Origin of the sequence: Sphingobium sp. UBA5915, assembly GCF_002431195.1 — a bacterium.
Lineage (GTDB): Bacteria > Pseudomonadota > Alphaproteobacteria > Sphingomonadales > Sphingomonadaceae > Sphingobium > Sphingobium soli.
On record NZ_DJDV01000119.1, the window covers coordinates 1 to 14361 of the forward strand.

Sequence of the window (14361 nt, forward strand, 5' to 3'; positions counted from 1 at the left end):
GATCGGGATAGCCGAACAGCGCGCCGATGCCGCCCAATATGCCGTTGGCGAGCGCCACAAGCGCCACGAAGGCCAGCACCATCGCGCCGACCGCGACGGCGAGCTTGACACCTGTCTGCGCCCCTTGCGCGGCGGCCATGATGATGTTGGCGGGGCGTTCCTCATCATGGGTGGCAGGCGGCATGGGCTCGCCCGGCGTCGTTTCGCTCATAAGCGCGGCCGGGCCGGCGCCGCTCATCCGCGCATCGGGCAGCGGCAGATCATGATGCGACCCCAGCGGCAGTTCAGGTTCGCGTTCAGGCTCATCGGGCATGATGATCTTGGCCATCAGCAAGCCGCCGGGCGCAGCCATGAAGCTGGCGGCAAGCAGATAGTCGATCCGGATCCCCATGGAGGCATAGGCGGCCAGAATGGTGCCGGCGACCCCCGCCATGCCGCTGGTCATCACCGCAAACAGCTGCGCGGGGTTGAGCGCGGCGAGATAAGGGCGGATCACCAGCGGGCTTTCGCTCTGGCCGACGAAGATATTGGCCGCCGCGCACAGGCTTTCGACCTTGGAGACGCCCGTCACCTTTTCAATCGCGCCGCCGACCCAGCGGACGACGAACTGCATGATGCCCAGATAATAGAGGATCGACACCAGACTGGCGAAGAAGATGATGACCGGCAGCGCGGCGATCGCGAAGCTCGCGCCGCCGATATCGGGACGGGCGAGCGGCCCGAAGATGAAATCGGTGCCCGCCTGCGCATAGCCGAGCAGGTTCGACACACCCCGCGACATGCCCGCGATGATCGCGCGGCCAGCCGGTACGTAGAGCACCAGCAGCGCGATCCCCGCCTGCAACAGGAAGGCCGCGCCCACCACGCGCGGACGAATGGCGCGGCGGTTGGATGAAAGGGCGAAGGCGATGGCGAGAATGAGGACGATGCCGGCGAGGCCGATGAGAAGATGCATGAAGCGCTTTCGCGGGAATAGGGCAAACGCCACCGACTATATGGAGAGCGGCGCGCGGAAGCCAGCCTTTTGGGCGCTTGCTATGCCGAAGTGGCATCCTCCCCGCCAAAGGCGATCGACAGCCATGAGGTCATCGCGTCCACCGCCAACGGCGTCAGGCGCATGATCCGGCGGCGTTGGCCACGGGGCGACAGACTATGTTCGGCCAGCAGGCCGCGCCGTTCCAATATGCCGACATGATTGAGCATGACATTCATCGACAGGCGCAGCGTTTCGGTGAGCTGTTCCAGTGTCATCGTGCGATCTTCCAGTTCCGCCTGGAAGAGGGCCAGCAGCAGGTCCCAAGCCGGGTCGGCGAACAGCCCCTGACCAAAGAGCATCGAGCGCGCCCGCCGCGCCTCGACATAGCGCGCGAGCATGGTGAAGCCATCGCCATCCTGCCCGTCGAGAACCGGTGGTTCTTCCTGCAACGCATGAAAACGGGTGAGGCAGCGTTGCAGCGCGACCACCAGATCGACGGCCTGCTGGCTGGGCATCGCGCGTTCAGGCGGCATATGCGCGGTCATGGCGGGCCTTTCGGTCGAGTTCGATGCCGATGATGGTGAAAAGCAGGAGCGGGATGACCCAGACCGTGCTGAGGCCGGCGTAGATGCGGTCGGAAAAATTGCTGAGAAGCAGCGTCACACAGTGGGTGAGCACCGTCAGAAACTGACTGGCTGCGGCCCAGATCGGCCAATAGCAGGTCGCCCGGAGCATCAGCCACACCAGGCCAGCCAGCAACAATATGTCGACCATGGCCAACCAGAATTGCGTGGCATGCCAGGATCCGGCCAACTGTGCCGGAATGGTGAGCACCACGCTGGAAAGGAACAATCCGACAAACCATCGCCCTTCCCGGCCGCCAAATATGGCCGCGAAGAGGCAGGCCATCACGGTCAGGAGCCAAAAGGAAGCCGCCAGCATTCGAATCTCCGTTTGTGAGAGGGGTCAAACATCCGGTCGAACGCCAGCGACTTCCCGCCCGGTCAGGCGACCAGGGTCAGGTGATGCGCGGTTTCGCGCTTGTCTTCTTCCTGCTCGAGGCCGATCGGGCAACCGACGGACGTCACGGGAATGGCGCTATGTTCAAGGCAGCGGGTGAGCAGTGCGGTGGCGCGGATCATGTCTCCGCGGCCCTCGATGATCTTGGTCGCGCTTTCGTGAATCTGCTTAAGAATGCGCTGACTTTCGCTCGCCGTGAGGCCTGACCCCTGGGAAGCGGCAAGAAAGGCAGTGGTCAGTTGGGCGGCATCGACAAGCGCGGTATCCAGCGCAGCGAAGGCCTGACGGGTCTGGGCGGCGACAGCCTGTGTCTTGACGGGGTCGAGGTTCAGCACAAGTCTTCTCCTTCGCACACGCCAAGTGAAGCGGTGCGTTCTATCAGCAGGGCATTTCAGGAAAGATCAGGCCAACAGCCGGAACGCTCCGGCGAGCAACAGCAGCAAAGCGACGACGCCGACACCGGTCAAAATAGCGGCCCGGACCATCGCCAATATGCGGCCATCGATACTCAGTTCATTGGTCGATCCCCCTAGCGGCGGGCCGAAGGCGAGGATGCGTCGCAAGAGCGTTCTGGGCTGCTGCTCATCATCCGGCCTGTCCGGCTGAGCACTGGATGACGCAGGTTCGGGATCGGAGGCAAGCGGTTGCGATTGATATATCAATGGCTGATATGTGCCGTTCTGGGGCGATGGTTGTTCAGCCGAAACGAAAAGGCGCGCCGCTTCCTTGCGCGAAGGCACGTTGAATTTGCGCAAACTGGTGCGCACGCGCTGATCGACCGTATGCTCGGACACATGCAGCTGCCGCGCGATTTCCTTGGAGTTGAAGCCCTGCGCGACAAGGCGCAGACACTGCTTTTCTCCCTCGCTCAAGGCTGGCAGGGTCTCCGCCACTCCGTCTTTCCTCCTGCGTGCGGCCATGGTGCCCAACGATCATTGGCGATCATAGCACCCGTCACGCAACTTGCTTGCAAAAGCATCGGTTACGATTCGGTTCGCTCTAGGGCGCAAAGATGACATGACAGGGCAAGCCGACGCAAATGCGCGCGGCCATGCGTCCCCTGACCTGTCCCATTTTGAGTCGCGCCGTAAAAATGAAGGGGCCGGCACCTTGCGGCGCCGGCCCCTTCGAAAATCAATCGCCGATCAGGCGGCCGCCTTCGCCCGGCTCATGCGCTTGCGCTCATTGGGATCGAGATAGCGCTTGCGCAGGCGGATGGTCTTGGGCGTCACTTCGACCATTTCATCATCGTCGATATAGGCGATGGCCTGTTCCAGCGTCATCTTCTTGGGCGGGGTCAGGCGGATCGAGTCATCCTTGCCGCTGGCGCGGAAGTTGGTGAGCGCCTTCGACTTCATCGGGTTGACTTCAAGATCTTCGGGCTTGGCGTTCTCGCCGATGATCATGCCTTCATAGAGGGCTTCGCCCACGCCCACGAACAGGATTCCGCGTTCTTCCAGCGGACCCAGGGCATAGGCATTGGCTTCGCCCGCGCCGTTCGAAATGAGGACGCCGTTCTTGCGCCCTTCAATCTTGCCCTTGTGCGGGCCATATTTTTCGAACAGCCGGTTCATGATGCCCGTGCCGCGCGTGTCGGACAGGAATTCGCCATGATAGCCGATCAGGCCGCGCGACGGCGCAGAGAAGGTAATGCGGGTCTTGCCGCCACCCGAGGGGCGCATGTCGGTCATTTCCGCTTTGCGGATGTTCATCTTGTCGACGACCGTGCCGGAAAATTCATCATCCACGTCGATGACGACGGTTTCATACGGTTCGGTCTTGCCGCCGTTTTCGTCTTCGCCAAACAGCACGCGGGGACGGCTGATCCCTAGTTCGAACCCTTCGCGACGCATGGTTTCGATGAGAACGCCCAGCTGAAGTTCGCCACGGCCGGCGACTTCGAAACTGTCCTTGTCTTCCGATTCGGTGACCTTGATCGCGACGTTGGATTCCGCTTCGCGGGCCAGGCGATCGCGGATCATGCGGCTCGTCACCTTGCTGCCCTCACGACCGGCCATCGGCGAATCATTGACGGCAAAGCGCATCGACAGCGTCGGCGGGTCGATCGGCTGCGCCTTGATCGGCTCGCTGACCTGCGGGTCGGCGATGGTGTTGGCGACGGTCGCGACGGTGAGGCCAGCCAGCGAGATGATGTCGCCCGCCTTGGCTTCGTCCACCGGCACGCGGTCCAGGCCGCGGAAGGACAGGATCTTCGACGCGCGGCCGGTTTCGATCACGTTACCGTCCACATCGAGCGCGTGGATCGGCTGGTTGACCTTGAGCGTGCCCGACTGGACGCGGCCGGTCAGGATACGACCCAGGAAATTGTCGCGGTCGAGCAGCGTCACGAGGAAGCTGAACGGCGCATCCTCGTCCAGCGCCGGCGGCGGTACATGATCGACGATCTTCTGGAACATTGGCTCCAGCGTGCCTTCGCGGCGCTGCGGGTCTTCGCTGGCATAGCCGTTGCGGCCCGACGCGTAGAGGACCGGGAAGTCGAGCTGTTCGTCATTGGCGTCCAGCGTCACGAACAGGTCGAATACTTCGTCCAGCACTTCCTGGATGCGCTCGTCGGGGCGGTCGACCTTGTTGACGACGACGATGGGCTTCAAGCCCAGCGCCAGCGCCTTGCCGGTCACGAACTTGGTCTGGGGCATCGCGCCTTCCGACGAATCGACCAGCAGGATGACGCCGTCGACCATCGAGAGGATGCGTTCCACCTCACCGCCGAAGTCGGCGTGGCCGGGGGTGTCGACGATGTTGATGCGCGTGCCGTTCCATTCGACCGAGGTGGGCTTGGCCAGAATGGTGATGCCGCGTTCCTTTTCCAGGTCGTTGGAATCCATCGCGCGTTCTTCCACGCGCTGATTGTCGCGGAAGGTGCCGGACTGGCGGAAAAGCTGATCGACGAGGGTGGTCTTGCCATGGTCGACGTGCGCGATGATGGCGATATTACGCTGGGACATGAACGGCCTTTGGGATCGGGTTTCCCGGTTCGGCACCACGCCGGGACGGGACTATCGGGCGCGCCCCTACAGGAAATGCCGCGCTGCGGCAAGGGCGGCCGCATCGGTGGAGGGATGAGACAGAATAACATGGATAGTTGCACAGCCGTATAACTGCTCTATGGAAGCAACACAGGATCGCACCACCAGAAAGGACCATTTGCCCATGCGGCTGCCTATCTCCCTGACTCTTGTTTCTCTGGCTGCGCTGGCTTCTCCCGCGCTGGCGCAGAAGGACGCGCCCGACGCGCAGAAGCAGCATGCCGAAAAGGTCGCCGAGGCGGTCGCGGCCAATTGGGCCAGCGCGCCGGTCGAGGAAGTGACGCAAAGCGGCAAGGGGACGGCGCGGGTGGATGGCAAGAGCATCGCCTATACCCAGACGGCGGGCACGCTGACCATCCGCGATGAACAGGGCAAGCCGATGGGGAGCATGTTCTATACCGCCTATACCGCGGCCGGAAAGAACCGCCCCGTTACTTTCTTCTATAATGGCGGCCCGGGGTCTTCGTCGCTCTGGCTGCGCATGGGAAGCTTCGCGCCGATGCATGTGCGCACCACCGACCCGCAGGCGGTCAAGCCCGCGCCGTTTGACGTCGGTCCCAATAATGACAGCCTGATCGGCAGCACCGACATGGTATTCCTGGACGCGATCGGGGCGGGCTATTCGCGCCCGATTGGCGACGCCAAGGGTTCGGACTTCTACGGCGTGGATCAGGATGTGGACGCCTTTGCCAAGGCGATCATCCGCTACACGACCAAGAATGGCCGCTGGGGCGACCCCAAATATATTTTCGGAGAAAGTTATGGCACGACCCGGTCGGGTGCGCTGGCCTATCAGCTGGAGGATCGCGGCCTGGCGCTGAACGGCGTGGTGCTGCTGTCATCGATCATGAATTACGGCATCCGCCAGTCGGGCTTCGACACCATCCATATCGGCTATCTGCCAAGCTATGCCGCCACCGCCTGGTATCATAACAAGGTGCCCGGCGGCCGCCCCGGCAGCCTGGAGGCATTTGTCGAGGAAGCGCGGCAATTCGCCAATGGCCCCTATGCCACCGCGCTGCTGAAAGGATCCGACATCACGCCGCAGGAGACGGACGAGATCGCGCGCCAGCTCAACCGCTATACCGGCCTGTCGGTCGATTATCTCAAGCGCGCGAATTTGCGCGTGAACCTGTCGCGTTTTCGCAAGGAATTGCTGCGCGACGAGCACGCGACGCTGGGGCGGTTCGACAGCCGCTATACCGGCATCGATGCCGACACGGCGGGCGAGGAACCGGAATATGACCCGTCGAGCACGGGGATCACCGGTCTCTATGTCGGCAGCTTCCTGGATCAGGTGACGCGCCAGATCGGCTACAAGACGGACTTGTCCTATCGCCTGAGCGCACGGGAGGGCGGCGATTTCAAATGGGACTGGAGCCACCAGCCGCCCGAAGGGGGCAAGCAGAACGTTGCCGACGTGACCGCCGACCTGTCGGCCGCGATGCGCACCAATCCGCATCTGCGCGTGCTGTCCCTGAACGGCTATTATGACATGGCGACGCCCTTCTTTTCGACCGAGCGCGACCTCAAGCACATGATGCTGGAGCCGCAGCTGCGCGGCAACTTGCAGTTCCGCTATTATCCGGCGGGCCACATGGTCTATCTGAATCCCGAGGCGCTGCACCAGATGCGGCTGGATATGGAGCGCTATTACGCCGAAGGGGCGCGCTGACACGCGTGGGGCGGTGGGTTTCCACCGCCCCATATTTCAATGATCGCTTGCGGCGAAGGCGCCGATGCCGGTTTCGGCGCGGACACGCTGCGCTGGGTAGCCTGCCTTGTCGATCGCCGCGCGGGGCGAGCGGTCGACTAGCGAAATGAGCCAGATAGCGAGGAAGCCGGCGGGCACCGAGACGATCGCGGCCGAACTATAGGGGAAAGGCGCGTCCCCCAGCCCGAAGGTCGTCGTCCAGACCGCCGGCGACAGCAGGGTCAGCACGAAAGCCGTGAGCAGCCCGATCGTCCCGCCCCAAGCCGCGCCGCGCGTGGTGCATCCGCTCCAGAGCAGGGACAGGATCAGCACCGGGAAATTGCCCGACGCGGCGAGCGCGAAGGCGAGGCTGACCATGAAGGCGACATTCTGCTTTTCAAAGACGAGGCCGAGCAGCACGGCAAGCGCGCCGAGCGCCAGCGTGGTGATCCGCGACACGCGCAGTTCATCGGCCGAGCTGGCCTGTCCGTGGCGCAGGACGGTGGCGTAAAGATCATGGCTGACGGCAGAGGCGGCCGAGAGCGTCAGGCCCGCGACGACAGCGAGGATCGTGGCGAAGGCGACCGCCGAAATGAAGCCGAGAAAGGCATTGCCGCCGATGGCATGCGCCAGATGGATCGCCGCCATATTGCCGCCGCCGCGCAAGGCCCCCTGCCCGTCAAGATAAGCGGCATTGGTGCCGACAAGCAGGATCGCGCCGAAGCCGATGATGAAGGTCAGGATATAGAAATAGCCGATCCAGCCGGTCGCCCAGAGCACCGACTTGCGCGCCTCCTTCGCGTCCGGGACGGTGAAGAAGCGCATCAATATGTGCGGCAGGCCCGCCGTGCCGAGCATGAGCGCAAGGCCGAAGGAGATGGCGGACACGGGGTCCTTGATGAAGCCGCCGGGCGCCATGATGGCGCGGCCCTGCTGGGCTGCCTGGTCCGCAGATGCGCCGGTGGCCAGCGCGGCCTGCGTCTTCACCTCGACGGCGCGGGCGAAGAGGGTTTCCAGGCTGAAGCCGGCCTGCGCCAGCACCATCACCGCCATGAAGCTGGCGCCGCCCAGCAGCAGCACCGCCTTGATGATCTGGACCCATGTGGTCGCCCGCATGCCGCCGAACAGGACATAGAGCATCATGAGGCCACCGACGATCACCACGGCGGCGGCATAGGGCAGGCCAAACAGCAATTTGATGAGCTGCCCCGCGCCCACCATCTGCGCGACGAGGTAGAAGCTGACGACCAGCAGCGTGCTGACCGCTGCGAAACTACGCACCGGCGGCTGGGCGAAGCGGTAGGAGGCGACATCGGCGAAGGTGTAGCGACCAAGGTTCCGCAGCCGTTCGGCCATCAGGAACAGGAGGATCGGCCAGCCGACGAGGAAGCCGGTGGAATAAATGAGGCCGTCATAGCCATCCGTGAAAATCTGCGCCGATATGCCCAGGAAGGAGGCGGCCGACATATAGTCGCCCGCCATGGCGAGGCCGTTCTGGAAACCGGTGATGCCGCCGCCCGCGGTATAGAAATCCGACGCGGTACGGGTGCGCGCGGCCGCCGCCTTGGTGATCCAGAGCGTCAGGCCGACAAAGGCGACGAACATCGCGATCGCCACCCAGTTGATGGGCTGGCGCTGCGCCTCCCCCTCCAGCGCGGCGGCGAAGGCGGGCATGGGTAGCAATAGGGCGAATGCCGCAAGCAGCTGCGCCTTCATGCGCCATGATCCCGAATTATGGCGGCCATCTGCGCATCATGATGGCGATTGGCCTGGCGCACATAGAGGCCGGTCAGCGCGATGGCGAGCAGGATGAGGCCAAGGCCGAGCGGAATGCCAAGCGAGGTGACGCCCGTCCCGAACGGCGTCGCCAGCAGCGCAGGGCGAAAGGCGATCAGCAGCAGGTAGCCGACAAAGGCGACGAAGATGACCGCCGAGAGCGTCCAGCCCAGCCGCGACCGGCGCGCCACCAGCGCTTCATAGCGTGGATCAGCCGCGACAGCCGCCACCAGCCTGTCCTGTTCGTCCTGCACCCTGCCCCCTTCCCATCATGCGGCGAGCGTCGCCATATTGCGGCCATGCTAGCCCGGCGGCGGGCGATTGCAATGGCGGGGGCGCAGGCCTTATAACAGGGGCTCGAAAAGTTGCGCAGACTTGCGACTGACTGTTTTATGCACATATAACAGCTCGTGCCGCCCTTGGGCTTATCAGGAGATGACATGGCTTCGACCGCGCCCACCGCTACCGCCGACCCGCTCAACCTGACGCCGCCCGATCCGGTGCCGGCGGTCGCGCCTGACAAGGCCGCGGGGCTGGTGCCGATCGACGAGGAGAAGAAGTCCAAGCTGGACGAGAAGGTCGACGCCTTTGTCGAGGATCTGGTCGCGCAGGACGCCAATTCGCCCGAATTCGGCAAGCGCGTGGATCAGCTCACGAATATGGGGCGCAAGGAAATCGCCGAGGCGGCCGGACACAGCAACCGCTTCCTGGACCGGCCGGTGCGCGCGATGGACAGTGACAGCAAGGTCGGCGCCGACCTGGCCGAATTGCGCCGCACGGTCGAGGATCTGGACCCTGGCAAGCGCGGCAGCCTGCTCGCGCCCAAGAAGCTGTTCGGCATCATCCCCTTCGGCAACAAGATGCGCGACTATTTCGACGGCTACAAAAGCGCGCAGGGGCATATCAATTCGATCCTGGGCAGCCTTGCCAGCGGCAAGGACACGCTGATCAAAGATAATGCCGCGATCGATGTCGAGCGGCAGAATATGTGGGCCACCATGGGTCGCCTGGAACAGATGATCCATATCAGCAAGACCATGGACGCGCGGCTGGAAGCCAAGGCGATGGACCTGGATTCCACCGATCCGGCCAAGGCCAAGGCGATCCGCGAAAGCGCGCTGTTCTACATCCGCCAGCGCACGCAGGATTTGCTGACGCAGATGGCGGTGACGGTGCAGGGCTATCTGGCGCTTGATCTGGTCAAGAAGAACAATGTCGAGCTGGTGAAGGGCGTCGACCGCGCGAGCACAACGACGGTGGCGGCGCTGCGGACTGCCGTGACGGTGGCGCAGGCGCTGGTCGGGCAACGCTTGGTGCTGGAACAGATCACCGCGCTCAACACCACGACCGCCAACATGATCGACCGGACTGGCGAACTGCTGAAAAGCCAGACCGCCCAGATCCATGAGCAGGCGGCGTCGAGCACGATCCCCATCGAGACGCTGCAACGCGCCTTCCAGAATATCTACGACACGATGGATAATATCGACACGTTCAAGATGAAGGCCCTGGAGAATATGAAGACGACAGTGAACACGCTGTCGAACGAGGTGGAAAAGTCCAAGGGCTATATCGCGCGGGCGCAGGGCCAGGCGCAGGCGGCGCAGGAGGCGCGCGTCGACAATCCGCTGCTGAGCGCGATCGAGGGGTGAGCGGGATGCGCGCTGCTTCCTTCCGTTCGGTTCGAGCCTGTCGAGAACTGTTCCCGATACGCCGTCTCGGCAGGCTCGACGGCTACTCGAACCGAACGGAAACGGGACAAGCATGAGCCGGTCCGACCGCGTGCTGGCCGATGCCGAGGCGGTGCTGCGCCGCCATAGCGAACGCGGACGCAGCCTGTCGGCGCGGGCGCGCGACCGCCGCAATGCGTCGATCATGCGGCGGCTGGGGCGCATTGGCGGCGCGATCTTCGTCATCCTGATGGGCGCGATGATCGCCGGATGGTTCCTGCCGCTGGGCACCAATGGCGTGATGATCGTGCTGGGGCTGCTGCTGATCGCGACAATGTTTTTCGCATTGCTGCCCGGCGACCGTCCGGTCAGCGCCGACACGCTGGCGCAGACCGAACTCCCCGCCCTCCCCCTCAAGACCGAAATCTGGCTGGAAACGCAGCGCAAGGCCCTGCCCGCGCCGGCCGTGACCCTGATCGACAGCATCGGCGTGCGGCTGGAGACGCTGGCGCCGCAGTTGGAGCGGCTGAATGAACAGGACCCTGCGGCTCTGGAAATCCGCCGCTTGCTGTCGGATCATCTGCCTGAGCTCGTCACCGGCTATCAGTCCATTCCCGCGCCCATGCGGCGGGAGGAACGCAATGGTCGCGTGCCCGAAAAGCAGTTGGTCGAAGGGCTGGGCGTCATCGAGGCGGAAATTGCGCGCATGACGGAAAATCTGGCCAGCGGCGACCTTGACAAGCTGGCGACGCAGAACCGGTTTCTGGAACTGAAATATCAGGAAGCCAAGGATCTGGGCCGCTAGCGCCGGCCTGATCCCGTCATGATCCACCTGACCCTCATCATCGTCGATTTCCTGACCGGGCTACTAGCGGCCGGGGCCTGGGCGCTGGCGTCGGCCGGGGGCGCGATCGCCGCGGTCGTGGGCGGCGGCTTTCTGGGATTGTCGATGGTACGGCGCTGGCGCCGGAAAAGCTGATCAGCTCTGGTGCAGGACTCGGTCCAGGACGGATGCCGGCAGCGCCGCGTCAAAATGAAGTCCGAACCGCTTGCCGCCTGACCAGACCACTCGCCCAGCGACGCCTAGACAATCCGCGTCGATCAGCACCCGATCCCCCGCCCGAAACGGCATGTCGCTATGGCATAGCGCGCCGGTCGCCGACAGATCGAGCAGATGCCCGCGCACGGATGCGCCATCGCGCCACAGGGAAACGGGTTCGAATAATTTATGGCGCGGCGCGCGTGTAGGGCCGAAGGACAGCTCTGTCCTGGGTTCACTTTGCGTCATGCTTTACCTCCCGGATGCCTACTATAACGCATCGGCAGGTACATGGGATCATCCTTTCAGCCTGATCGCCATATTAACCCTGTGATCGCTGGTTGATCGCGCAGGGGATGATGGCGGACGGATCCGGGCGCGCCACAATGCGGCGGAACCGCGCGAAATAGCCCCCAGCCGTTGGTTTGGGGATGAGTTCTTCCATGCGAAAACCCATGGTCGCCAGTTCGCACGCCAGCAGGCGCGGCGGCGTGCCGTGCTGATCGGTCGGCCGATCCGCATCGACGACGATCAATTCGCCGTCGGGCTTCAGCGCCGGGCTAAGATGCCAGAGGAAGGCGTAAGGCTCTGCAATCTCATGATACATATGGACCATCAGAATGCGATCGAAGCTGTTTTCGGGCAGGCGCGGGTCTTCGGGCGCGCCCAGCTTGACGCTGACATTGTCCCATTCCTCACGCGTAATGCGCCGCGACAGCGCCTCTATGACTTCGGGCAATATGTCTTCGGCCAGGACCCGGCCGGTGGGGCCGACCCTTTGGGCCAGGCGCACCGTATAATAGCCTTCGCCAGCGCCGATGTCGGCGACGGTCATGCCGGGACGGATGCCCGCCCGGTCCATGATGTCTTCCGCCTCATTGACGCGATCGCGCGCTTCCTCGCTGGACCAGCGGGTCGATACGATCGGCGCCACCGGGCGATCGGCGCGCGGAAAATCACGGGCGGCGACAGGGCGCTGGGACGCATTGCCGCCGCTCAACTGGTCGCAGGCGGACAGCAGGACAAGCGCGCCCGCCAGTGCCGCCCGGATCATCAGTCGACATCCTCCACATCGACCTTCTCGCCCGTCACCTTCTGGCTCAGCGCGGCCGCCATGAACGGATCAAGCGCGCCGTCGAGCACATCGTCGGGCGAGGTCGATGTGACGCCGGTGCGCAGGTCCTTCACCAGCTGATAGGGTTGCAACACATAGGAGCGGATCTGGTGCCCCCAGCCGATTTCGGTCTTGGCCTGATAGTCGCTCGACGCGGCTTCCTCGCGCCGGCGCAGTTCGGCTTCATAGAGGCGAGCCTTGAGCATGTTCATCGCGGTGGCGCGGTTCTTATGCTGCGAGCGGTCATTCTGCGACGCGACGATGATGCCCGAGGGAACGTGGGTGATGCGCACGGCGGAATCGGTGGTGTTGACGTGCTGCCCGCCCGCGCCCGATGCGCGATAGGTGTCGATCTTGAGGTCGCTTTCCTTGACCTCAATATCGATATCATCGTCGATCACCGGATAGACCCACACGGATGAAAAGCTCGTGTGGCGGCGCGCGCTGCTGTCATAGGGGCTGATGCGGACGAGGCGATGGACACCGCTTTCGGTCTTGGCATAGCCATAGGCGTTTTCACCCTTCATCAGGAAGGTCGCCGACTTGATCCCGGCCTGATCGCCTGCCTGATAATCGACCAGTTCGACCTTGTAGCCGCGCCGTTCGGCCCAGCGGCGATACATGCGGCTGAGCATTTCCGCCCAGTCCTGGCTTTCCGTGCCGCCCGCGCCGGCGTGGATTTCCAAATAGGTGTCGTAGCTGTCCGCCTCCCCCGCGAGCAGCGCCTTGATCTTGTCCTCGTCCGCCCGGTCGGCCAGCGCCTTGAGCGCCGCGACCGCTTCGTCCACCATGCCTTCATCGCCCTCGGCCTCGGCCATCTCGATGAGTTCGGCAGTATCGGACTTTTCCGCCTCGATCGCGCGGGTCGCGCCGATGGCGCTGTCGAGCCGGGTGCGCTCGCGCATTACCTCCTGCGCCTGCTTGGCATTGTCCCACAGGGTCGGGTCCTCGACGCGGGCATTGAGTTCGTCCAGCCGGCGCAGCGCGCGGTCCCAGTCGAGCGACTGGCGCAGCAGGGCAAGCGCGGCATCGATACGGTCGATATATTGCTGCGCTTCGGCGCGCATGGTCATGTCTCCAATAGGCGGCGCAAGGCCGTATGCGGCCGCTGTAGCGGGTTGCGGCCGTCTTGTCGAAAGCGGGTTACTTCGCGATACGCGGGCACTTCGTCAAGGGTCAGCCCTGCGTCACGCTTTCGAGCACCGCGGCGCGCAGTTCGGGCAGGCCCATGCCCTTCTCGCTCGATGTGGCGATGATGTCGGGATGGGCGGCCGGGCGCTTGCGGATTGCGTCGGCGGTCTGCTGCGTCACGGCGGCGAGCGCGCTCGCCTTGATCTTATCCGCCTTGGTGAGGACGATGCGGTAGCTGACCGCCGCGCCGTCCAGCATGTCGAGCATGTCGGTGTCGACATCCTTGATGCCATGGCGGCTGTCGATCAGCACCAGCGTGCGCTTGAGCGCCGCGCGGCCGCGCAGATAGTCATTCACCAGGAATCGCCATTTCTTGACCATATCCTTGGGCGCCTTGGCATAGCCATAGCCGGGCATATCGACGAGGCGGAAACGCAGCGGATCGCCCACGTCGAAGAAATTAAGCTCCTGCGTGCGACCAGGCGTATTGGATGTGCGCGCCAGCCCGTTGCGGTTGGTGAGCGCATTGAGCAGCGAGGATTTGCCCACGTTCGAACGGCCCGCGAAGGCGACTTCATTCACTGCCATGTCGGGCAGGAATTTAAGATCCGGCGCGGATTTGAGGAAGGCGATCGGCCCGGCAAAGAGCTTGCGCGCGTCCTCGATCAGGTCGGGATTGTCTTGGTCGGTCACAGCAACATCCGTTCGGTTCGAGAACCCTGAGCCTGTCGAAGGGCGAGAACCCCGTGCGCCGTTCTCGACAAGCTCGAACCGAACGGAGGTAGGCGTTGGCGCTATTTCGCCGGCACTGCGGCTGCGGGCACCGGGTGCTTGCGATAGAGCCACCATTGCTGCGCCATCGACAGGCAGTTGTTGGTGATCCAGTAGACCAGCA

16 protein-coding genes are annotated in these 14361 nt (G+C 63.8%); 4 read left to right on the forward strand and 12 right to left on the reverse strand.

The window, feature by feature from the left end:
* The 6 genes from B2V90_RS20410 to typA all read right to left on the reverse strand — a co-directional run.
* The coding region (locus B2V90_RS20410) for a NupC/NupG family nucleoside CNT transporter (protein WP_293922991.1) at window positions 1–955 on the reverse strand (955 nt) is incomplete at its 3' end.
* Between the two features lie 80 nt (window positions 956–1035).
* On the reverse strand, window positions 1036–1521 hold the full coding sequence (locus B2V90_RS20415; protein ID WP_009822713.1) for a helix-turn-helix transcriptional regulator: 486 nt from the start codon (window positions 1519–1521) through the stop codon (window positions 1036–1038).
* Complete coding sequence (locus B2V90_RS20420; RefSeq protein ID WP_228220907.1) at window positions 1499–1918, reverse strand: hypothetical protein; 420 nt, start codon at window positions 1916–1918, stop codon at window positions 1499–1501. Before B2V90_RS20420 ends, B2V90_RS20415 begins: the two co-directional genes overlap by 23 nt.
* Before the next feature lie 62 nt (window positions 1919–1980).
* The gene (locus tag B2V90_RS20425) at window positions 1981–2331 is read right to left on the reverse strand and encodes a hypothetical protein (RefSeq protein WP_228220908.1); all 351 of its coding nucleotides are present in this window, start codon (window positions 2329–2331) and stop codon (window positions 1981–1983) included.
* A 66-nt stretch (window positions 2332–2397) separates the two neighbouring features.
* Complete coding sequence (locus tag B2V90_RS20430; protein WP_228220909.1) at window positions 2398–2889, reverse strand: response regulator transcription factor; 492 nt, start codon at window positions 2887–2889, stop codon at window positions 2398–2400.
* A 252-nt stretch (window positions 2890–3141) separates the two neighbouring features.
* A complete protein-coding gene (typA, locus tag B2V90_RS20435) occupies window positions 3142–4962 on the reverse strand; it encodes a translational GTPase TypA (protein ID WP_009822717.1) in 1821 nt (606 codons plus the stop codon).
* Window positions 4963–5167: 205 nt separating this feature from the next.
* Between typA and B2V90_RS20440 the strand changes: the two genes are divergently transcribed.
* On the forward strand, window positions 5168–6718 hold the full coding sequence (locus B2V90_RS20440; protein ID WP_228220911.1) for a S10 family peptidase: 1551 nt from the start codon (window positions 5168–5170) through the stop codon (window positions 6716–6718).
* A 36-nt stretch (window positions 6719–6754) separates the two neighbouring features.
* On the opposite strand, the gene B2V90_RS20445 is transcribed toward B2V90_RS20440, so the two are convergent.
* Complete coding sequence (locus tag B2V90_RS20445) at window positions 6755–8452, reverse strand: cation acetate symporter (RefSeq protein ID WP_228220912.1); 1698 nt, start codon at window positions 8450–8452, stop codon at window positions 6755–6757.
* A complete protein-coding gene (locus tag B2V90_RS20450) occupies window positions 8449–8766 on the reverse strand; it encodes a DUF485 domain-containing protein (protein ID WP_228220913.1) in 318 nt (105 codons plus the stop codon). The genes B2V90_RS20445 and B2V90_RS20450 overlap by 4 nt, the downstream gene beginning before the upstream one ends.
* Before the next feature lie 186 nt (window positions 8767–8952).
* Between B2V90_RS20450 and B2V90_RS20455 the strand changes: the two genes are divergently transcribed.
* The 3 genes from B2V90_RS20455 to B2V90_RS20465 all read left to right on the forward strand — a co-directional run bounded on the left by B2V90_RS20455 (window position 8953) and on the right by B2V90_RS20465 (window position 11161).
* On the forward strand, window positions 8953–10164 hold the full coding sequence (locus tag B2V90_RS20455) for a toxic anion resistance protein (protein ID WP_228220914.1): 1212 nt from the start codon (window positions 8953–8955) through the stop codon (window positions 10162–10164).
* 112 nt (window positions 10165–10276) lie between these two features.
* On the forward strand, window positions 10277–10987 hold the full coding sequence (locus tag B2V90_RS20460; RefSeq protein WP_009822723.1) for a hypothetical protein: 711 nt from the start codon (window positions 10277–10279) through the stop codon (window positions 10985–10987).
* A gap of 18 nt (window positions 10988–11005) precedes the next feature.
* Window positions 11006–11161, forward strand: coding sequence for a hypothetical protein (locus B2V90_RS20465; protein WP_009822724.1), 156 nt, complete (start codon window positions 11006–11008; stop codon window positions 11159–11161).
* Here the strand turns inward: B2V90_RS20465 and B2V90_RS20470 are convergent, their stop codons facing one another.
* The 4 genes from B2V90_RS20470 to yihA form a co-directional block, all read right to left on the reverse strand.
* Complete coding sequence (locus B2V90_RS20470; protein ID WP_228220915.1) at window positions 11162–11470, reverse strand: PilZ domain-containing protein; 309 nt, start codon at window positions 11468–11470, stop codon at window positions 11162–11164.
* Window positions 11471–11543: 73 nt separating this feature from the next.
* Window positions 11544–12275: a class I SAM-dependent methyltransferase gene (locus tag B2V90_RS20475; protein WP_228220916.1), complete on the reverse strand. Its 732-nt coding sequence runs from the start codon at window positions 12273–12275 to the stop codon at window positions 11544–11546.
* Complete coding sequence (prfB, locus tag B2V90_RS20480; protein ID WP_037543528.1) at window positions 12275–13402, reverse strand: peptide chain release factor 2; 1128 nt, start codon at window positions 13400–13402, stop codon at window positions 12275–12277. Before prfB ends, B2V90_RS20475 begins: the two co-directional genes overlap by 1 nt.
* A gap of 109 nt (window positions 13403–13511) precedes the next feature.
* A complete protein-coding gene (gene yihA, locus B2V90_RS20485) occupies window positions 13512–14159 on the reverse strand; it encodes a ribosome biogenesis GTP-binding protein YihA/YsxC (protein WP_009822728.1) in 648 nt (215 codons plus the stop codon).
* Window positions 14160–14361 lie beyond the last annotated feature (202 nt).